The 19,942-nt window shown below is 68.4% G+C and carries 19 protein-coding genes; 4 read left to right on the plus strand and 15 right to left on the minus strand.

Translation table 11 applies throughout. From position 1 onward, the window contains the following. On the minus strand, positions 1 to 226 hold a 226-nt coding region (locus tag Q3A80_RS20270), incomplete at its 3' end, for a hypothetical protein (RefSeq protein WP_446330673.1). Between Q3A80_RS20270 and Q3A80_RS20275 the strand changes: the two genes are divergently transcribed. After that, positions 225 to 1,535 carry an MFS transporter gene (locus Q3A80_RS20275; RefSeq protein ID WP_446330674.1) on the plus strand — a complete coding sequence of 437 codons (1,311 nt, stop codon included), beginning with the start codon at positions 225 to 227 and terminating at the stop codon, positions 1,533 to 1,535. The genes Q3A80_RS20270 and Q3A80_RS20275 overlap by 2 nt on opposite strands. Before the next feature lie 144 nt (positions 1,536 to 1,679). Here the strand turns inward: Q3A80_RS20275 and Q3A80_RS20280 are convergent, their stop codons facing one another. The 4 genes from Q3A80_RS20280 to garD all read right to left on the minus strand — a co-directional run bounded on the left by Q3A80_RS20280 (position 1,680) and on the right by garD (position 5,010). Beyond that, positions 1,680 to 2,117, minus strand: coding sequence for a DoxX family protein (locus Q3A80_RS20280; RefSeq protein ID WP_446330675.1), 438 nt, complete (start codon positions 2,115 to 2,117; stop codon positions 1,680 to 1,682). Between the two features lie 235 nt (positions 2,118 to 2,352). Further along, the gene (locus tag Q3A80_RS20285) at positions 2,353 to 2,808 is read right to left on the minus strand and encodes an RbsD/FucU family protein (RefSeq protein WP_446330676.1); all 456 of its coding nucleotides are present in this window, start codon (positions 2,806 to 2,808) and stop codon (positions 2,353 to 2,355) included. 79 nt (positions 2,809 to 2,887) lie between these two features. After that, complete coding sequence (locus Q3A80_RS20290; protein WP_446330677.1) at positions 2,888 to 3,280, minus strand: nuclear transport factor 2 family protein; 393 nt, start codon at positions 3,278 to 3,280, stop codon at positions 2,888 to 2,890. Between the two features lie 176 nt (positions 3,281 to 3,456). After that, positions 3,457 to 5,010: a galactarate dehydratase gene (garD, locus tag Q3A80_RS20295; RefSeq protein ID WP_446330678.1), complete on the minus strand. Its 1,554-nt coding sequence runs from the start codon at positions 5,008 to 5,010 to the stop codon at positions 3,457 to 3,459. A gap of 229 nt (positions 5,011 to 5,239) precedes the next feature. Between garD and kdgD the strand changes: the two genes are divergently transcribed. Continuing rightward, a complete protein-coding gene (kdgD, locus tag Q3A80_RS20300) occupies positions 5,240 to 6,154 on the plus strand; it encodes a 5-dehydro-4-deoxyglucarate dehydratase (RefSeq protein ID WP_446330679.1) in 915 nt (304 codons plus the stop codon). A 119-nt stretch (positions 6,155 to 6,273) separates the two neighbouring features. Here the strand turns inward: kdgD and Q3A80_RS20305 are convergent, their stop codons facing one another. Together Q3A80_RS20305 and Q3A80_RS20310 are read right to left on the minus strand one after the other, a co-directional pair. Further along, positions 6,274 to 6,825: a hypothetical protein gene (locus Q3A80_RS20305; protein WP_446330680.1), complete on the minus strand. Its 552-nt coding sequence runs from the start codon at positions 6,823 to 6,825 to the stop codon at positions 6,274 to 6,276. 446 nt (positions 6,826 to 7,271) lie between these two features. Then, positions 7,272 to 8,849, minus strand: coding sequence for an aldehyde dehydrogenase (NADP(+)) (locus Q3A80_RS20310; RefSeq protein ID WP_446330681.1), 1,578 nt, complete (start codon positions 8,847 to 8,849; stop codon positions 7,272 to 7,274). Between the two features lie 247 nt (positions 8,850 to 9,096). Between Q3A80_RS20310 and Q3A80_RS20315 the strand changes: the two genes are divergently transcribed. Further along, positions 9,097 to 10,488: an MFS transporter gene (locus Q3A80_RS20315; RefSeq protein WP_446330682.1), complete on the plus strand. Its 1,392-nt coding sequence runs from the start codon at positions 9,097 to 9,099 to the stop codon at positions 10,486 to 10,488. Positions 10,489 to 10,555: 67 nt separating this feature from the next. Here Q3A80_RS20315 and Q3A80_RS20320 read toward each other — a convergent pair whose 3' ends face one another. Beyond that, on the minus strand, positions 10,556 to 11,281 hold the full coding sequence (locus Q3A80_RS20320) for a site-2 protease family protein (protein WP_446330683.1): 726 nt from the start codon (positions 11,279 to 11,281) through the stop codon (positions 10,556 to 10,558). Then, positions 11,278 to 12,249: a DUF2167 domain-containing protein gene (locus tag Q3A80_RS20325; protein WP_446330684.1), complete on the minus strand. Its 972-nt coding sequence runs from the start codon at positions 12,247 to 12,249 to the stop codon at positions 11,278 to 11,280. The genes Q3A80_RS20320 and Q3A80_RS20325 overlap by 4 nt, the downstream gene beginning before the upstream one ends. Positions 12,250 to 12,505: 256 nt before the next feature. Between Q3A80_RS20325 and Q3A80_RS20330 the strand changes: the two genes are divergently transcribed. Continuing rightward, positions 12,506 to 13,354: a helix-turn-helix domain-containing protein gene (locus Q3A80_RS20330; RefSeq protein WP_446330685.1), complete on the plus strand. Its 849-nt coding sequence runs from the start codon at positions 12,506 to 12,508 to the stop codon at positions 13,352 to 13,354. A gap of 151 nt (positions 13,355 to 13,505) precedes the next feature. On the opposite strand, the gene Q3A80_RS20335 is transcribed toward Q3A80_RS20330, so the two are convergent. The 6 genes from Q3A80_RS20335 to Q3A80_RS20360 are packed head-to-tail and all read right to left on the minus strand — an operon-like array spanning position 13,506 to position 19,770. Next, positions 13,506 to 14,717: an acyl-CoA dehydrogenase family protein gene (locus Q3A80_RS20335; RefSeq protein WP_446330686.1), complete on the minus strand. Its 1,212-nt coding sequence runs from the start codon at positions 14,715 to 14,717 to the stop codon at positions 13,506 to 13,508. Next, complete coding sequence (locus tag Q3A80_RS20340; RefSeq protein ID WP_446330687.1) at positions 14,714 to 15,583, minus strand: hypothetical protein; 870 nt, start codon at positions 15,581 to 15,583, stop codon at positions 14,714 to 14,716. Before Q3A80_RS20340 ends, Q3A80_RS20335 begins: the two co-directional genes overlap by 4 nt. Before the next feature lie 54 nt (positions 15,584 to 15,637). Next, positions 15,638 to 16,294 carry a methionine ABC transporter permease gene (locus Q3A80_RS20345; RefSeq protein ID WP_175952532.1) on the minus strand — a complete coding sequence of 219 codons (657 nt, stop codon included), beginning with the start codon at positions 16,292 to 16,294 and terminating at the stop codon, positions 15,638 to 15,640. Continuing rightward, positions 16,287 to 17,483, minus strand: coding sequence for a methionine ABC transporter ATP-binding protein (locus Q3A80_RS20350; protein WP_446330688.1), 1,197 nt, complete (start codon positions 17,481 to 17,483; stop codon positions 16,287 to 16,289). Before Q3A80_RS20350 ends, Q3A80_RS20345 begins: the two co-directional genes overlap by 8 nt. 18 nt (positions 17,484 to 17,501) lie before the next feature. Continuing rightward, complete coding sequence (locus tag Q3A80_RS20355) at positions 17,502 to 18,920, minus strand: LLM class flavin-dependent oxidoreductase (RefSeq protein ID WP_446330689.1); 1,419 nt, start codon at positions 18,918 to 18,920, stop codon at positions 17,502 to 17,504. Between the two features lie 10 nt (positions 18,921 to 18,930). After that, positions 18,931 to 19,770 (minus strand): MetQ/NlpA family ABC transporter substrate-binding protein, encoded by an 840-nt coding sequence (locus tag Q3A80_RS20360; protein ID WP_446330690.1) that lies wholly within the window; start codon positions 19,768 to 19,770, stop codon positions 18,931 to 18,933. Positions 19,771 to 19,942 lie beyond the last annotated feature (172 nt).

The following is a 19,942-nucleotide window of genomic DNA, read 5'->3' on the forward strand; positions in this document are numbered from 1 at the left end:
GCCCGCCGCGTGCGTGCATTTCGCGCTCCTGTAGAATCCCCCCACCCGCTTTGACGCTTCGTCTCCGTTGCGCCCCATCCCGGTGCGACGGTGCATGTGACGTGTTCCATCCGATACGCGACACACGCTCGACGACGCAAGCCGCGCCTTGCCAGTCCATGCCGAAAAGCGGGCCCTGGAGACGCAGCACCGACAACAACATTCGAAAACCGATCGTCCTGACCATGCAAGCTTCCGAATTGAGCGGCGTGCCTCGCGCCGCCGAACGCGCGCTCACGCGCAGCGACTACAAAACCCTTGGCCTTGCCGCACTCGGCGGCGCGCTCGAGTTCTACGACTTCATCATCTTCGTGTTCTTCGCGCCCGCGATCGGACAGCTGTTCTTCCCGCACGACATCCCCGACTGGCTGCGCCAGCTGCAGACGTTCGGCATCTTCGCGGCCGGCTATCTCGCGCGGCCGCTCGGCGGCGTGATCATGGCGCACTTCGGCGACCTGTTCGGCCGCAAGCGGATGTTCACGCTGAGCGTGCTGATGATGTCGGTGCCGACGCTGCTGATGGGCCTGCTGCCGACCTACGACACGATCGGCATCCTCGCGCCGGTGCTGCTGCTGCTGTTCCGCGTGCTGCAGGGCGCGGCAGTCGGCGGCGAAGTGCCGGGAGCATGGGTGTTCGTGTCCGAACACGTGCCGTCGCGCCACATCGGCTACGCGTGCGGCACGCTGACCGCGGGCCTCACGGCCGGCATCCTGCTCGGCTCGCTGGTGGCCGCCGGCATCAACAGCCGTTACTCGGGCGCCGAAGTCACCGCGTTCGCGTGGCGCATCCCGTTCCTGCTCGGCGGCGTATTCGGGCTGTTCTCCGTGTACCTGCGCCGCTGGCTGCATGAAACGCCGGTGTTCGCCGAGATGAAGGCGAAGAAGGCGCTCGCGGCGGAGATTCCGCTGAAGGCCGTGCTGCGCGACCACGGCCGCGCGGTGATCGTGTCGATGCTGCTCACGTGGATGCTGTCGGCGGCGATCGTCGTCGTGATCCTGATGACGCCCGCGCTGCTGCAGAAGCAGTTCCACCTGACGCCCGCGACCACGCTGTTCGCGAACAGCATCGCGACGCTGTGCCTGACGGCCGGCTGCGTCACCGCCGGTTCGCTCGCGGGCTGGATCGGCGCGAAGCGCGTGCTCGGCATCGGCGGCCTCGTGCTGGCCGCGTGCTACTACCTGCTGTTCGTGCAGGTCGCGGCCGACGCGTCGACGCTGCCGCTGTACTACGGGATCGCCGGCTTCACGGTCGGCACGATCGGCGCGGTGCCGTTCGTGATGGTCCGCAGCTTCCCGGCCGTCGTGCGTTTCTCTGGCATCTCGTTCTCGTACAACGTCGCGTATGCGATCTTCGGCGGTCTCACGCCGGTGATCGTGTCGCTGATGATGAAGTCGAACCCGCTCGCGCCGGTCGTGTACGTCGCGGCGATCTGCGTGCTCGGCGCAATCGCGGTGCAGTTCTCGAAGGATGCGAAGGACCTGAAAGACGCACGCTGAACCTCGGCGCGCCCGCGCCGGCCGGATGAACGAAGGGCCGAATCCCGCGGCGAGCGTGATTCGGCCCTTTTGTTTTGTATTGCTTCAGCGTCGCGACGCATGCGCGTGCATCGCTTCGTACCACTCAATGCAACACTGCCGGACTCAGCGCAGCACACCGTACGACGAACTCGGCCGGCGCAGCGCGTCGATGCTCGCGCCGCCGGCACCCGTCACGAACAGCAGCAGGAACCCGCCGGCGATCGCGATGTTCTTCCAGAAGTGGATCACCATGTCGTGCTGGACCGCGGCGTCCGTCGCGTCCCAGAAATTGTGGCCGACCATCGCGGTCGCGACCGTATAGACGGCCATCAGCAACGCGAGCGGCTTCACCTTGTAGCCGACGATCAGCAGCAGCGCGCCGAGCGCTTCGATCACGACGACGATCGGCCCCATCACCTGCGGATACGGGACGTTCATCCGGTGCAGATAGCCGATGAAATCGCTGTAGCCGAGCAGCTTCATCACGCCGCCCCACAGAAACAACGCCGCCAGCGCCAGGCGTGCGAAAAAAATGACGCCGGAATCGACGGAACGCGTCATGCCTCTCTCCTCGTATGCAAATCGGCCGTCCGCGCGGGGCGCGCCCGTGCGGGTCGGGGCCGCGCGGCCCCGCTCGGCCCGGTGGGCCGGCAGCAAATGGGCCAGCATAGAGGGTCTTTCCGCCGTGTCAAAGAAAAAGGTTGTAGCAAATCTTTACACTGCGACGCCGGCGCGGCCGCGCGGGCGCCGCGGCAAACGGCGCTCGCGCGGGCGGAAAATCAAACGGGAACCGGCCCTAACTCGCGTCGCTCAACAGCACGCCTTTCTTGAAGATGAAGCAGCCGTAGCCGCGCAGTTCGCCGGTGACGATCACCGCATACGCCTGCTGCGCGCGCTCGTAGAACGCGAAACGGTCGACGCCCGCGAGCGGCACCGCGCGCCCTTCCGCGCGATCGATCTCGGCCTGCACTTCGCGCTGCACGGGCGGCACGGCGGCCGCATCGCCGACGACTTCCATTCGCCACGCGGGCGTTTCGACGAAGGTATCGAGCGGCAGCACGGACAGCACCGCGCGCGCGACCCGCGCCGAGTCGGCGCCGTCGATGCGCAGCGCGCGGCCGACGACCGTATGCTCGGCGACGGATTCCGCCGGGAAATTCGCATCGCAGATCACCACTTCATCTCCGTGGCCCATCGCGCGCAGCGCGTGCAGGACGTCGGCGTGCAGCAGCGGATCGAGGTTCTTCAGCATGTCGGCAAGTCTCCGGGATCAGGAACGAACCGCATAACGTTACCCGATCCCGGACGCCGCCGGGTATGCGCGGCTCGCGTCACGACGCCGCGGCCGGCATTTCGTCGATGAAACCCGTGACCGACTTCAGCCGGCCCGACGCATCGACGGTGCCGAAATCCGAGCCCTTCACGACCGCCGCGCCTTCGGGCGATACGAGCGCCCACGAAAAGCGCAGGTGCTGGCCGAATCCGTCGACGTCGGTCGTGCGGCGAAAACGATACGCGGGGAAGCGTTCCTGCACGGCCGCGATCATCGTGTCGATGCCCGCGTGGCCATCGCCGGCCATCAGCGGATCGCGATAGGCCGCGTCGCTCGCGTAGGTCGCATCGATCAGCGCGCGCCGGGCTGCGGCGTCCGGTTCGTTCCATGCGTCGAAATAGCGGTCGATCAGGTCGGCGTGGGCGGACGAGGCGGTTTGGGCGGTATTCATGCGAGGCTCCTGGTGTGAATGAGGGAGGACAGCGCCGCGAACGTTTCGGGTTCGCGTGACGCTATCGTCGCCGGCCCCGCACCGCCGGTCGATTACGTTCGAGGTAAGCAAATCGCGGCCCCAACGCAAACGGGCGCCCGAAGGCGCCCGCATCGTCTGCCGTCGCGACCGGCAGATCAGGTCACCGGCGCCGGGTTGAACAGCGTCAGCGCGTTCGCGAGCTTCCATTGCTCGGCCCACGTGCGGCGCTTGCCGCTCGCGACGTCGAGCATCAGCCGGAACAGCTCCCAGCCCACGTCCTCGATCGACGCCGCGCCGGTCGCGATCTGCCCCGCGTCGAGATCCATCAGGTCGTGCCAGCGGCGCGCGAGATCGCTGCGCGTCGCGACCTTGATCACCGGCACCTGCGCGAGGCCGTACGGCGTGCCGCGGCCCGTCGTGAAGATGTGCAGGTTCATCCCCGCCGCGAGCTGCAGCGTGCCGCAGATGAAGTCGCTCGCGGGCGTCGCCGCGTACAGCAGCCCCTTCTGCCGCGCCCGGTCGCCGGGACGCACGACGCCGGCGATCGGCGCGCTGCCCGACTTCACGATCGAGCCCATCGCCTTCTCGACGATGTTCGACAGGCCGCCCTTCTTGTTGCCGGGCGTCGTGTTCGCGCTGCGGTCGACGCGGCCGCGCTGCAGGTAGCGGTCGTACCAGTCCATCTCGCGGATGATCTCGCGGGCGACGTCCTCGTTCGCGGCGCGCGACGTGAGCTGCGCGACGCCGTCGCGCACTTCGGTCACTTCGGAGAACATGATCGTCGCGCCCGCGCGGACCAGCAGGTCGGCCGCGAAACCGACCGCCGGATTCGCGGTCAAGCCCGAAAACGCGTCGCTGCCGCCGCACTGCACGCCGACGACGAGATCCGACGCCGGGCACGTTTCGCGACGGCGGCGGTTCAGCCGCTCGAGATGCGATTCGGCCATCTTCATGATCGAGTCGATCATCGAGTTGAAGCCGACGTGCGCGGCATCCTGCAGGCACACGACGCCGCCGTTGTCGCGCGCGCCGTCGGCCGCGACCGGAATCGCGCCGGGCGGCAGCAGGCGCTCGGGCTGCAGCTTCTCGCAGCCGAGGCTCACCATCATCACCTCGCCGCCGAAGTTCGGGTTCAGGCTGATGTTGCGCAGCGTGCGGATCGGGATGTCGGCATCGGGCGCATCGATCGCGACGCCGCAACCGTACGTGTGCTCGAGCCCGACCACGTCGTCGACGTTCGGGTAGCGCGGCAGCAGTTCTGCCTTGATCCGCTTCACCGCATGCTCGACGACGCCCGACACGCACTGCACGGTCGTCGTGATCGCGAGGATGTTGCGCGTGCCGACCGAGCCGTCGGGATTGCGGAAACCCTCGAACGTATAGCCTTCGAGCGGTGCGAGCGGCGGCGCGGCACGCGTGGCGAGCGGCAGGTCGTCGAGGCCGGGCGGCTCGGGCATGCGCATCGTGCGCTCGTTGACCCAGCTGCCGCGGCGCAGCTCGGTGAGCGCGTAGCCGATCACGACGTTGTAGCGGACGATCGGGTCGCCGGCCGCGAGATCGACCAGTGCGACCTTGTGACCTTGCGGCACGCCTTCGCGCAACGTGAGGCCGTCGGCAAACGTCGCGCCCTCGGGCAGACCACCATCGTTGACGACGATCGCGACGTTGTCGTCCGGGTGCACGCGGATGTAGAGAGGGGAAGCAGTCATCGGAATTCCTGGGAGGCTACCGTCAAATCGTTAGTCATCATACGACATTCAACACCAACCTGCGATGCTGCGTAAACCCTTATCCGGAAAGACCCTACCCTTTACCAGCCAGCAAACCGCTTGCGTCGGCCATTCTTGCGTTGTACGATGACATACAACGACATCGCCAATATGGCTCGGATGCCGTACCCGACGAACCCAGCACTCGCGCTAGACGGACGACCCAACCATGACTTCACCGCAAGAACTCAAACAGATCATCTCCCACGGCCTGCTGTCGTTTCCGCTGACGGATTTCGACGCAGACGGCAGCTTCCGCCCGACCACCTACGCCGAACGCCTCGAATGGCTGGCGCCGTACGGCGCGACCGCGCTGTTCGCGGCCGGCGGCACCGGTGAATTCTTCTCGCTCACACAGCGCGAGTATTCGGACGTGATCCGCGTCGCGACCGAAACCTGCAAGGGCAAGGTACCGATCCTGGCCGGCGCCGGCGGCGCGACGCGCGTCGCGATCGAATATGCGCAGGAAGCCGAGCGCCTCGGCGCGAGCGGCGTGCTGCTGATGCCGCACTACCTGACCGAAGCGAGCCAGGAAGGCATCGCCGAGCACGTCGAGCAGGTGTGCCGCTCGCTGAAGATCGGCGTCGTGGTGTACAACCGCGCGAATTCGAAGCTGAACGCCGACATGCTCGAGCGCCTCGCCGATCGTTGCCCGAATCTGATCGGCTTCAAGGACGGCGTCGGCGAAATCGAGAGCATGGTCACGATCCGCCGCCGCCTCGGCGACCGCTTCGCGTACCTCGGCGGCCTGCCGACGGCCGAAGTCTACGCAGCCGCGTACAAGGCGCTCGGCGTGCCGGTGTACTCGTCGGCCGTGTTCAACTTCATCCCGAAGACGGCGATGGAATTCTACGAAGCGATCGCGAAGGACGACCACGCGACGGTCGGCCGCCTGATCGACGAGTTCTTCCTGCCGTACCTGAAGATCCGCAATCGCCGCGCCGGTTACGCGGTCAGCATCGTGAAGGCGGGCGCGAAGCTCGTCGGCCACGACGCGGGCCCGGTGCGCGCACCGCTCGTCGACCTGACCGACGCCGAACTGGCCGAACTCGACGTGCTGATCAAGAAGATGGGCCCGCAGTAAGCGGGGACGGCCGGCGCGGTGCGTTCTGCGGGCACCGCGGGCGGCCCGTTCGTGCATTCATCGCGGCCGGCGCTTGCCGGCCGCGGTCGTTTACGGCGGCGGCGCTGCGACGCGTGCCGTCACATCTGCGCGATCACGCCGATGATCCGGTGGCGTACGTTACCCAGCTTGATCCGGGTCGCCTCGATCTGTCCCTGAGCATCCGCACGCACACGTGCGTTCGACTCGCCGCCCAGAATCTGCCCGAGTACGTCGCGGTCGACGACCGCGTCGAAGAAGCGGCCGACCGTGATCGTCGCCGACTGCTTCGCGGTCACGAGTGCGCTGTTGGCCTGCGTCAGCGCGTCGGTGCGCAGGCTCTGGTCGCGTTCGTCGATGCCGCGGCGCTGCTCGAGCGCGAACACGAGCGCTTCCATGTCCTGCCTGAAACGCCGCACGGCGAGGCCGAACATGAGCGAATGCGCGTCGGAGCCGGTCACGGCCCGCCCCTGGTTGATGGTCACGTCGAATTCGCTGCCGCCCAGGTCGCGCTGGAATTCCAGCAGCGCATTCGCGAGCACGCGCCCTTCGCTGTACTGGCCGATGCGGCTGCGCACGGAATGCGCGACGTCGCCGATCGCCTTCCACAATCCGGCGGCGAACAGGTGGTCGCCGCGCTTGCTGATGTTCATCGGATGGTTCCTTGTCGGTTTTTGTCGGTCTCTCAGGCTCGCCTGCGGACCGGGCGGTCCGAGGCCTCGCTACTGTAGGAGAAATTCCGGCAACGCGGAAGTAGACTCGCGGCTCGCCGCCACCCCGGCGACCGACGATGAAGTCCAGCGCATGATCGATGTCGTACCGCTTCACGGGCTCGGCGTCGGTTACGTCGACGCCCATCTGCTTGCCTCGGTCAGGCTGACCGGCGGCAGCAAGCTGTGGACCCGCGATCGACGCCTGCTCGCCGCAGCCGGGCGTCTGCAACTCGTCGCGCACCGCGCTCGCCGAGCGCGCGAAATGGCAGCTCGCCAGCCTGCCATGAATGGAAAGCGGCGGAGACGCCCCTGGGCATCGTCCGCCGCCGTGGTTCGACACGCCGGAATGCGCCCCTCGGGGTCGCGCCTTCCGTCGTCGCGCACTGTTACTCCGCCTTCCCGTCCCGCAGCCGCGGAATCCCGAGCGGATTGCTTTCCTGCAGCCCTTCCGGCAGCAGGTCGTCCGGGAAGTCCTGATAGCACACCGGCCGCAGGAAACGGTCGATCGCGGTCGCGCCGACCGACGTGACCGCCGGGTTCGACGTCGCCGGGAACGGCCCGCCGTGCACCATCGCATCGCACACCTCGACGCCCGTCGGGTAGCCGTTGACAAGCAGGCGGCCGGCCTTGCGCTCGAGGATCGGCAGCAGACGGCGCGCGAGCGGCTTGTCGTCGGCGTCCATCTGCAGCGTGGCCGTCAGCTGGCCTTCGAGCGCGTCGAGCACGCGCGCGACTTCGTCGAGATCGCGGCAGCGCACGATCAGCGATGCCGGCCCGAACACTTCGTGGCTGAACGCCGGCTCGGACAGGAACGCCTGCGCGGCCACTTCGTACAGCGCGCCGCCTGCCTGGCATTCGGTCTGCGCCGCCTCGCCCGCGCCGATTTCACGCACGCCCGGCAGTTCGGCCAGCTTGCCGCGGCCGTTGCGATACGCGTCGGCGATGCCGCGCGTCAGCATCACGCCGGCCGGCTTCTTCGCGAGCGCCTGTGCGGCGACGGCCTCGAAGCGGTCGAGATCGGGGCCGTCGACCGCCAGCACGAGGCCCGGGTTCGTGCAGAACTGGCCGGTGCCGAGCGTCAGCGAATCGACGAAGCCGGTCGCGATCGCGTCGCCGCGCGCGGCCAGCGCGGCCGGAAACAGCACGACCGGGTTGATGCTGCTCATTTCCGCGTAGACCGGAATCGGTTGCGGACGCGCATTCGCGAGTTGCACGAGCGCCATCCCGCCCTGCCGCGATCCGGTGAAACCGACTGCCTGGATCGCCGGGTGGCTGACGAGCGCCGCGCCGATCACGCGGCCGGGGCCGATCAGCAGCGAGAACACGCCGGCCGGCATCCCGCATTTCGCGACTGCCGCGCGAATCGCGCGGCCGACCAGCTCGGACGTGCCGAGATGCGCCTCGTGGGCCTTCACGATCACCGGGCAGCCGGCCGCCAGTGCCGACGCGGTGTCGCCGCCGGCCACCGAGAACGCGAGCGGGAAGTTGCTCGCGCCGAACACGACGACGGGGCCGAGCCCGACTTTCTGCAGCCGCAGGTCCGAGCGCGGCAGCGGCGTGCGCGCGGGCTGCGCGGGATCGATCGACGCGGCGAGGAAGCGTCCGTCGCGCACGACGCGCGCGAACAGCCGGAGCTGGCCGACCGTGCGGCCGCGCTCGCCTTGCAGCCGCGCGACGGGCAGGCCCGTTTCGGCGTGCGCGCGTTCGATCAGCGTGTCGCCAAGCGCGACGATTTCGTCGGCGATCGCTTCGAGAAACGCCGCGCGGGCCGCGAGCGGCTGGGCGCGATAGGCGTCGAACGCGTCGCGTGCGAGTTCGCAGGCGCGCTCGACGTCGGCCTGCGTCCCGACGCCGAATGCCGGCGCGTCGATCGGTGCGCCTTTCGTCGGGTCGAACGCGCGCAAGGTACCGGCTGAGCCGGCCACCGCGTCGGCGCCGATCAGCATCTCTCCAGTCAGTTGCATGGGGTGTGCTCCGTGGTTCGGGAATGGTGCGCTCATTGTAGCTCAACAGATACGATGTCTGCCAACGAGATCGCAGTTTCCCGTGACGCTTTCACTTGGTCGGCACCGGCCCCGGGCCCTTGCGCCGCCTATATGAACGCGATAATTCCGTCTCCAGCAGCCCGCATTCAAAGGGAAAACCCGAGGTTTCTGCGCCGCACCGTTACCCATAAACTTCCGATCATGTCATACGACGACGTACATTAAAGTGCCTAATCAAACTCCCTCTCGCGATCTTCCGATCGAACTCGCCGGCAGCGTGCGCCGCACGGCCGTGCGCTACTGGATCCTGGCGATGCTGTTCGTCGTCACGACGCTCAACTACGCGGATCGCGCGACGCTGTCGATCACCGGTACGCCGATCCGCAAGGCCTTCGGCATCGATCCGGTGACGATGGGCTACATCTTCTCGGCGTTCAGCTGGGCGTACGTGCTGGCGCAACTGCCGAGCGGCTGGCTGCTCGACCGCTTCGGCGCGCGCCGCGTGTATGCAACCAGCATCTTCCTGTGGTCGGCGTTCACGCTGCTGCAGAGCACGATCGGCCTCGGCGGCAGCGCTGCATTCGCCGTGACCGCGCTGTTCGTGATGCGCTTCGCGGTCGGCATCGCCGAGGCGCCCGCGTTTCCGGCGAACGCGAAGGTCGTCGCGAGCTGGTTCCCGACCGCCGAGCGCGGCACCGCGTCGGCGATCTTCAACGCCGCGCAGTACTTCGCGGCGGTCGTATTCTCGCCGCTGATGGCGTGGCTCACGCATGCATACGGCTGGCACCACGTGTATCTGTGGCTCGGTCTCGCCGGCATCGCGCTCGCGTTCCTGTGGCTGCGCGTGATGAAGGATCCGGCCGACCATCCGCGCGTGAACCGCGCGGAACTCGAGCATATCGAGCAAGGCGGCGGACTCGTGCGCACGACGAGCCGGCCGGCCGGGTCGCGCGGCGCCGGCGCCGTGTCCGAAGGCAGCCGCGTCGCGGGCTGGTACTACGTGCGCCAGCTGCTGTCGAACCGGATGCTGCTCGGCGTCTATCTCGGCCAGTACTGCGTGAACGTGCTCACGTACTTCTTCCTCACGTGGTTCCCGATCTACCTCGTGCAGGCACGCGGGATGTCGCTGCTGAAGGCCGGCTTCATGACGTCGCTGCCGGCGATCTGCGGATTCCTCGGCGGCGTGCTCGGCGGGATGCTGTCGGACACGCTGATCCGTCGCGGCGTGTCGCTGACGCTCGCGCGCAAGATCCCGATCGTCGGCGGGATGCTGCTGTCGATGGTCATCATCGGCTGCAATTACGTCGACAGCGAAGGGCTGGTGATCGTGCTGATGGCCGTGTCGTTCTTCGGCAAGGGGATCGGCTCGCTCGGCTGGGCCGTCGTCGCGGACACCGCGCCGAAGGAAGCGATCGGCCTGTCGGGCAGCCTGTTCAACATGTTCGGCAACACGGCCGGCATCGTCGCGCCGATCGCGATCGGCTACCTGGTCGGCGCGAGCGGCTCGTTCAACGGCGCACTCGTGTTCGTCGGGCTGAACGCGCTCGTCACGGTGTTCAGCTATCTGGTGATCGTGAAGGACATCAAGCGGGTCGAGCTGCGTCATCGCGACGCGTGAGCTTCGTTCCGACCGCAGGACAAGGACGACGGCGGCCGCGCATCGGCGGCCGCCGTTTTTACGTCTGTCAGGCCGCGGAATGCGCGACGCGCAGCATGTCGTGCACGCCGGACGTCATCAGCGCGAGAAACGCGAGCAGGCCGACGTAGCACAGCGCGTAGGTCGTTTTCGTTTCGACCGACGTCGTGTAGTACGCGCGGTTCTCCGGCGCGTCGGGATCGTAGCGCCACGCGCGCTTCAGCTGCGGCAGCGCGAGGATCGCCATCACGATCAACAGCGGACTCGGCCGGTACACGAACAGCGCGATCAGCACCGGCACGCCCGCGAACCAGATCCGCGGCGACAGCACCGCGGTGATGCGCCCGCCGTCGAACGGCGACAGCGGAATCAGGTTGAACAGGTTCAGGAAGAAGCCCGTGTAGGCGAGCGCGAGCAGCAGGTTGCTGTCGTAGTGGCGCGCGAGCGCATAGCAGGCGAGCGCGCCGAGCGTGCCGACGAACGGCCCCGCCAGCCCGACGTAGGCCTCGGTTTCCGCGTCGTGCGGCATCTCCTTCAGCTGGATCCACGCGCCGACGAACGGGATGAAGGTCGGCAGCCCCACGTCGAGCCCGCGCCGCTGCGCGGCCAGATAGTGGCCGCCTTCGTGCACGAGCAGCAGCGCGACGAAACCGGCTGCGAAGCGCCAGCCGTAGAACAGCGCATACACGGCGATCGACGCCAGCATGCTGCCCGCCGACACGAGCACCTTGCCGAGCTTCAGGCCGCCGAAGATCAGCAGCAGCAGCTTCGTCATTCCTTGCGCTCCGCGCCGGATCGGGCTGCGGCGTCGGCTGCAGCGGCCGTATCGACGACCGCCGGCATGGCCGCCGGCTTCGGCTTGCGTCCGAAGAAGCGCTTCAGCGCCGCGCCGCCCGCCAAGAGCGCGACCGCGCCGATCTTGAAGAACTTCACGGCGAACGCGCCGATCAGCGCGAGCAGGCCGAGCTTCTTCGCGCCGACGCCGACGATCAGCGCCGCGAGGCCGTACTCGGCGACGTGGTCGGTCGACTTGTTGAAATCGGCGTAGCGCTTGCCGTCGTTGAAGCGGATGCTCGCGAGCAGGCCGTCGGCCGAAGGCTTGTACTTCGGCAGATCGGCGAGCGTCGACGCCATCGTCAGCGACAGGTAGCCGTCGCGGCCGAGCACGAGCGTCCGGTAGTTCACGCCGTCGCTCTCCGCGTTCGGAGCCGCGCCCTTGTGGCGGATGATCGCGGACCACACGAGCCGATGCGTGGCCGCGTCGTACGCGGGCGCCTGCGCCCAGCCGACCACCTCGTTTTCGGGCAGTCCGCGCTCCTTGCGCGCCGGGTTGTTTGCGTCGGTGCCGGCCTGCAGGCTTTTCAGCAGTTCGTCGGGTTTCCAGTCTTTCGCGTCGTCGTCGCGGATGTAGCCGCTCGGCTCGAACGACACGACCGAGATCCAGTCGGCGTCCGGATCCTCCGGCAGCACGAGGCCGACCAGCTTCGATTCGTCGATCGAATTGCCCATCGAGCGCAGGTAGCGGGCGGCTTCGGCGGCCGGTACGAACGACTCGCCCTGCTTCAGCTTCAGTACCGCTTCGTGCTTCAGGTCGATGTCGGCCGGCCCGTTCACGACGACCTTGTTGGCGGCCGCGGCGGCGGCCCTCATTTCGACCTGCGCGGCCTCGGTTTGCGCGTGGCCGCGGGTTGCGGCGAACGCGAGCATCGCGACGCAGGCGACGCGGACGGCGAGTTTTTTCATTGTTGGATTCCCCTGGACTGCCTTGTTGTAAATATCCGTGGCGTCCGGCCCGGGCTTCGTGGCCGCGGATCCGGCGCCGCCTCTCAGTTGGCACGGAGGCTATGGTAACGCAGCTTCCAGCGGCTTCCGGCAACGAAATGCGGGCGTGGCACGGCGTCGCGCGCGCCGGCGGCCGGAGGCGGCGACGCGCGCCGATCCGGAATGCTTACCTCACAGGTAATGCCCGGCGCGCGCGGGATTGCCTATCATCGTCACCATGAACTCGACCGCCGCCCTCCAATCGCTCCCCCCGTCCGCCGGCCGTGCGTCCGGCATCGGCCCGCTGCTGCGCACGTGGCGTCAACGCCGGCGCCTGAGCCAGATGGCGCTCGCGCTCGACGCGGAGGTGTCCGCGCGGCACCTGAGCTTCGTCGAATCGGGTCGCGCGCAGCCGAGCCGCGACATGGTGCTGCATCTCGCCGAGCGCCTCGACGTGCCGCTGCGCGAGCGCAATGCGCTGCTCGTCGCGGCGGGCTACGCACCGCTCTTTCGCGAGCGGCCGTTCTCCGATCCGCAGCTCGATGCGGCGCGCCATGCGGTCGAGGCGGTGTTGCGCGGCCATGAGCCGTACCCGGCGCTCGCGGTGGATCGGCACTGGACGCTGCTTGCCGCGAACCGGATGCTCGGCGCGCTGGTCGCGCAGGCTGCCCCCGGGCTGCTGCAGCCGCCCGTCAACGTGCTGCGCCTGAGCCTGCATCCGGACGGGCTCGCGTCGCGGATCGTCAATTGGCACGAATGGCGTGCGCATATCCTGCATCGGCTGCAACGGCAGATCGATGCAAGCGGCGACCGCACGCTGCATACGCTGCGCGACGAACTGGCCGCGTACCCCGCGCCGGCCGGCCAGCCCGACGATCCGCCGGCGCGCACCGACTACGCGGATATCGCGGTGCCGTTGCGGCTGAGTACGGCGGCCGGCGAGCTGACGTTCTTCAGTACGACGACAGTGTTCGGCACGCCGGTCGACGTCACGCTGTCGGAGCTCGCGATCGAGGCGTTTTTTCCGGCGAACCAGGAGACGGCGGAGGCGATGCGTGCGTTGGCGGACGGGATGCCGCGGAAGTGAGCGGCGTGGAGGACGCCCGAATTCGCCGCGCTTCACGCAAGCTGCGAGCAGCGCAGCGCCGCTCGTGCAGCGGCACCGCACCGGGCCTTCCGATAGCAACGTTTGGTTGACGGCCTGCGCGGCGTGATCGCCGGCAACGAAGCACGCGCGCTTACGTATACAGCGACGCCTGCGGCAATTCCCCCGTCAGCGCGAACCGGCCGACGTCGCGCAGCCGATAGTCGAGCGGATCGTGCAGCGTATGCGTGCGCGCATTGCGCCAGAAGCGGTCGAGTCCGAGCGATGCGGCCGTCGCGCGCGCGCCGCACGCATCGAACAGCGCCTCGCCGTTCGCGAGCGCCGCGCGCTGCGCGACGATCTTCGCGTCCGACACGGCGAGCGCCGCTGCGGCGCGTTCGTCGGCCGTCAACGCGTCGCGCCGCGACCATGCGCGCTGCAACGCGGCGGCCGCACGATCGGCGAGCGCGGCCGCGGCCACCGCCTGCACGTGCATGTCGCCGAAACGCTGCAGCGTATAAGGATCGTCGCTCGCCTGCGCAACGCCGGCGGCGATCCACGGCCGGCCGTGCTTCAGCACGTAGTCGCGGGCCTCGGCCAGCGCGCCTTGCGCGAGCCCGACGAACAGGTTCGTCAGCACGAGCTGCGACACGAGCGTGCGCAGCGTCGCGCGCGGCGTCGGCGGCGTCTCCGAGCGGTGCAGCACTTCGTCCGGTGCCAGAATCACGCCGTCGAAACGCACGCTGCCGCTGTCGGTCTGGCGCTGGCCGATCGGATTCCAGTCATCGTTGACCGTGATTCCGTCGCGATCGGTCGGCACCACGCCGAACACCGCGCGGCCGGTTTCCGGATCGTGCGCGGACACGGTCATCCGTTGCGAGCCGCGCGTGCCCGAGCAGAAGCCTTTCACGCCGTCGAGCCGGTAGCCGCCATCCGGCGTCGCGGTGGCCGTCAGCCGCGTGTCGAGCGGATTGACCGCATTGCCCCACCACCAGCGATGCTCGACCGTGCCGCGCAGGTAGCGTTCACGCTGCGCCGCGTTGCCCCACACGTCGACGCTGACGACCTGCAGCACCTGAAACCCGACCAGATGCGCGAGCGCACTGTCGACGCGTGCGATGCGCCGGATCGCATCGTAGATCGCCGGCCACGCCGCTTCCTGTCCGCCGAATTCGCGCGGCACCGCGAGCGTGAGCAGGCCCGCGTCGGCAAGCTGCTGCTTCTCGGCGGACGCGTGACCGCCCGCGCGATCGCGCGCGGCGGCCGTCGCGCGCAGCGCGTCGAGCGCATGCGTGAGCGCGTCGTCCGTGAACGCCGGCGCATCCGTCTCAGGCGCCAACGTCGCCGGCCCGCGTGGATCGTTCATGCGGCCGCTTCCTGTGCAATCGTGTCGTGCGCAACGACTTCATCCGACCGCGCAAGCGACAGCGGCACCAGCGCACCGAGCCGGCGGCCGGTCAGCCGCGACAGGATCTCGCGCCGCCAGTCGTCGTAGATCGCGCGGTATTCGGCGATATCCGCGCCGAAAACGTGCGCGGTGTGCGCGTATTCGTGATGCAGATAACCGTCGAGCCGCGCCTGCGTTTCCTCGTCGGCCGCGATCACGCGATCGATCAGCGCATCGCGCTCGGCTGCCGGCAACGCGTGCAACGTGTCGAACCACCACTGCACGATCTGCACGCGATGCCATTCCTCGTCCGGGCGAATCCGGTTCTCGCCGTGCTCGCGCATCGCGCCGTCGGCAATGCGGCCGGTCTTGCGCTGGATCCACAGCTTCGCGAGGATGTGCAGCTCGTAATGCCATTCGAATGCGAGGAAGCCGGCGACGTCGCGCACCGCGATGTCGCCGATCCGCTCCCAGTGCGCGGCGACGAGCCGCTCGACGTCCGGCAGCGGATCGCGCCCCGTCAGTTCGGCCACGCGCTCGCGGCCGATCGCCGCGTGTGCGCCGTCGTCGCCGAGCTGGCGCGACAGGATCAGCTGGAAATGCGGATCGTCGCGGAACAGCGTGTCGATCGCCTTCGCGACGACCTGCACGATGAACAGGTCGTGCGACGCCATCTTCGTGTAGTAGTCGGCGACGGCGGCCAGCTCGTGTTCGCCGCGCGGCTCGCGCGGCGGCGTCGCGAGTTTGTCGGGGAAGCCGGGACGATGACGTCGCGCGACGTCCAGAAACAGCGCTTCCTCGAATTGTCCGTTCCAGTCGCGCGGCGCGCCGATGGGCAAGGTCATGGGTGTCGTTCTCTCAGGTCTTCAATGAAAAAGAGCCGGCGCTCGTGGCGCTGCTCAGGTACGCCGGGTCACGCGTCGGACCAGGCGGTCGCCCGTGATCTGCACGGCCGAGACTAGCGCGATCAGGATCACGATCACGGTCGCCATGACGGTGGTGTCGAAACGTTGGTAGCCGTAGCGGATCGCGAGATCGCCGAGCCCGCCCGCGCCGACGGCACCCGCCATCGCGGTCGAGCCGATCAGCGCGACGACGGTGATCGTGAAGCCGCCGAGCATGCCGGGCAGCGCCTCCGGCAGCAGCACGTGCCACACGATGTGGCGGCGCTTCGCGCCCATCGCGAGCGCGGCCTCGATCAGCCCGCGGTCGACTTCGCGCAGGCTCACTTCGGCGATCCGCGCGAAGAACGGAATCGCGGCGATCGACAGCGGCACGACGGCCGCCCATACGCCGATCGTCGTGCCGATCAGCACGCGCGTGAACGGCAGCAGCGCGACGAGCAGGATGATGAACGGCGTCGAGCGAAACACGTTGACGAGCGCGCCGAGCACCGCGTTCACGCCGCGCCGCTCGTAGATGCCGCCGGGCGCGGTCGTCACGAGAATCACCGCGAGCGGAATGCCGATCAGCGCGGCAATCGCGGCCGACGCGGCGACCATCGACAGCGTGTCGCGGATCGCGTCCAGCAATTCGGGCCACCAGAGCTCAAACATAGCCGAGCACCTCCGCGTGATTCGCATGGCGGCGCGCGCGTTCGAGCAGCGCGGCGACCGCTCCACCGCGGGCTGCCGACGGGCCGGCTTCGTCCGCACGCGGCGTCGCCGCCAGCACGAGACGCCCCTGCGCATGCCCCTGGATCCGTTCGATCCCGCCGTGCAGGAAACGCACCGAGCCGCCGAGCGCCGCGGCAAGCGCGCCGACGTCCGGCTCGCCGCCGCTTTCGCCCGTATAGCGGACGTCCAGCACGATCTGCGCGCCGTCGGGCAGCGCCGCGTGCTCGTGCAATGGCTGCACGCGCGCGGCCAGTTCGGCCGGCAGGTCATGCACGAGCGTGCTGAGCAGCGCGCGCGTCGCACCGTGGCGCGGATCGCCGAACACGCGCCACACCGGGCCCGTTTCGACGACCTCGCCCTGTTCGATTACCGCGACCGTATCGCACACCGCGCTGATCACTTCCATCTCGTGCGTGATCAGCACGATCGTCAGCCCGAGGCGGCGGTTGATGTCGGCGAGCAGCGCGAGGATCGACTGCGTCGTCTCCGGATCGAGCGCGGACGTCGCCTCGTCGCACAGCAGCACCTCCGGATCGTGCACCAGCGCGCGGGCGATGCCGACGCGCTGCTTCTGGCCGCCGGACAGACTGGCCGGATACGCGTCGCGCTTCGCGGCGAGCCCGACGAGATCGAGCAGCGCGTCGACCTTGCGCGTGCGCTCGGCCTTCGGCACGCCGGCGATCTTCAGCGGCAGCGCGACGTTCTCGAACACCGTCTTCGCGGACAGCAGGTTGAAATGCTGGAACACCATGCCGGTGCGGCGGCGCAGCGCGACGAGCCCGTTTTCGTCGAGCGCGCCGACGTCGACGCCCTGCACGCGCACGCTGCCCGAGCTCGGCCGTTCGAGGCCGTTGACGAGCCGCAGCAGCGTCGACTTGCCCGCACCGCTGCGGCCGATGATCCCGAACACGTCGCCGCGCCGCACGTCGAGCGTCACGTCGCGCAGCGCGGCGGCCTGGCCGCGCGGCGTCGCGAATACCTTGCCGACGTGCGCGAACGACACGGCGACGCTGTCGTCGGTGCGCGCGGCCGCTTCGTCATGTGCGGCCAACGCGTCTGCGTCCGCGCCCGCACCGGCCCGCACGGCCGATGCCTCGATGAAACCCAGCGTATCGAACAATTGCGTCATCGGTTCGCTCCGTGTCGTTCACGCATGCGCGGGATGCGCGGATTGCGATGCCGGCACGGCGGCCGGCCGATGCCGTGCGCCCGTGTGCCATGCCGGCAGCCGCGCGCCCGCGCCGAACAGCTTCTCGCGCAGCGTCGGCGCGGGATCGTAGTCTTCCTTGTAGATGCCGCGGTTCTGCAGTTCGGGCACGACCCAGTCGACGAAATCCTCGAACGACTCGGGCATCACGGTGCGCGTCAGGTTGAAGCCGTCGATGCCGGTCTCGTCGATCCACGCCTGCAACTCGTCCGCGACCTGCGACGGCGACCCGACGATCGGCGCATAGCGGCCGCCGAGCGACATCTGTTCGAGCATCCGGCGCACGGTCCACGTGCCGGTCGTGCTCTTGCGCGAGATCGCGTCGACGGCCGACTGGATCGAATCGGTCTTCACGTACGAGATCGGCTCGTCGAGGCCGTACTTCGCGAAGTCGATGCCGGTCGAGCTCGCGAAATGCGCGAGGCCGGCTTCCGGGCTTGCGTAGCGGCGGTACTCGTCGAACTTCTCGCGCGCGAGCAATTCGGTCTCGGCGGTCACGACGCTCACACCGGCAAAGATCTTGATCGACGCCGGGTCGCGGCCGTGCCGTGCGGCAGCCGCACGAATGTCGAGCGCGGCCGCGCGCGCGGCAGCCTTGCTCTGCCCGTTCACGAACACGCATTCCGCATGGCGCGCCGCGAATTCGACGCCGCGCGCGGACGATCCGGCCTGGTACAGCACCGGCGTGCGCTGCGGCGACGGCTCGCTCAGGTGGATCGCATCGACCGAATAGAACGGCCCGTCGTGCTTCACGCGCCGGACCTTGCCGGGCTGCGCGAACACGCGCGCGTGCGCGTCGCGGATCACCGCATCGTCGTCCCAGCTCTGTTCCCACAGCTTGTAGACGACGTCCATGTAGTCGTCCGCGCGTTCGTAGCGATCATCGTGGCCGATCTGCTGCGCCAGGCCCATCCCGCGCGCGGCGCTGTCGAGATAGCCGGTTACGATGTTCCAGCCGACGCGCCCCTTCGTCAGGTGATCGAGCGTCGACATCCGGCGCGCGAACAGGTAAGGCGGCTCGTACGTCAGGTTCGCGGTCACGCCGAAGCCGAGATGCCGCGTGACCTGCGCCATCGCGGGCACGACGAGCAGCGGATCGTTGACGGGCACCTGCACCGATTCGCGCAGCGCGACGTCCGGCCCGCCGCCGAACACGTCGTACACGCCGACGATGTCCGCGAGAAAGATCCCGTCGAACTTGCCGCGTTCGAGCGTCTTCGCGAGATCGGCCCAGTAGTCGAGATCGGTGTAGTGCGCGGAGCGGTCGCGCGGATGCGTCCACAGCCCGTGGTTGATGTGCCCGACGCAGTTCATGTTGAACGCGTTGAGCAGGATCTTCTTGCGGTTCGCGGTCGTCATGTCGCCCCCGTCACCACGCGATCGCGTACAGCGAGCCGAACGCGTTGTCGAGCGCCCGGCGCACCGCCGGCGAGTGCTGGTAGATCGAGATGAACTTGCGGATGCGCGGATCGTTCGCGCTCTCCGGCCGCACGACCCACTGGATCGCGAAGTTCTTGTTCTCGGTGCCGTCGAACAGCAGCGCGCTGTTCGGGTCGGCCGTGCCGGCGAGCTTGATGAAGCTCGGGTAGCCCTGCGCGAGGTCGACGTCGTCGAGCGAGCGCGCGAGCTGCGACGCCTCGAGCGGAATGATCTTCAGGTGCTTCGGGTTCGACACGATGTCGTGCGTCGTCGCGCGGTAGTCGGCGCCCGGCTTCAGCGTGATCAACCCCGCGCGCTGCAGCAGCAACAGCCCGCGGCCGCCGTTTACCGGGTCGTTCGCGATCGCGACGCGCGCGCCGTCCTTCAGGTCGGCAAAGCTTTTCACCTTCTTCGAATAGAGCCCGATCTTCATGATCGTGCCCGGCGCGATCGACACGAAGTTGTAGCCGCCCTGTTTCTTCGCGTTCTCGAGAAACGGGATGTGCTGGAAGTAGTTGACGTCGATGTCCTTGTTCGCGAGCGCCGCGTTCGGCGTATTCCAGTCGGTGAACTCGACGATCTTCACGTCGAGGCCCTGCTCCTTCGCCTCCTTCGCGGCGATCTTCAGCGCCTCGATCTGCGGGCTGGTGGAGATGCCGACCTTCAGCGGCGCGGTGTCGGCGCGCGCGCCGTTCAGCAGCGCGGCGCCGAGCAGCGTGGCCGCCAGCACTCGCGCGAGCGTCGCGAGCCGGCGGGGCGAAAAGCGGGCGGAAAAAACGCGATGCAGCATGAGAACCACTCTCCTGTCCAGGGACGGTATCGACGGATGAGCGACGCCGCGGCGAACGCGCGGGCGTTCTCCGGACAGTCGTCGTCGCATCGGAAAAGGATCAGCCGATGATAGAGAGCGGCGGGCGGGCGGTCTACGAAGCGATTGTGCGAAGAAAATCGCGCGCGGCGAT

Source organism: Burkholderia sp. SR8 (assembly GCF_052851275.1).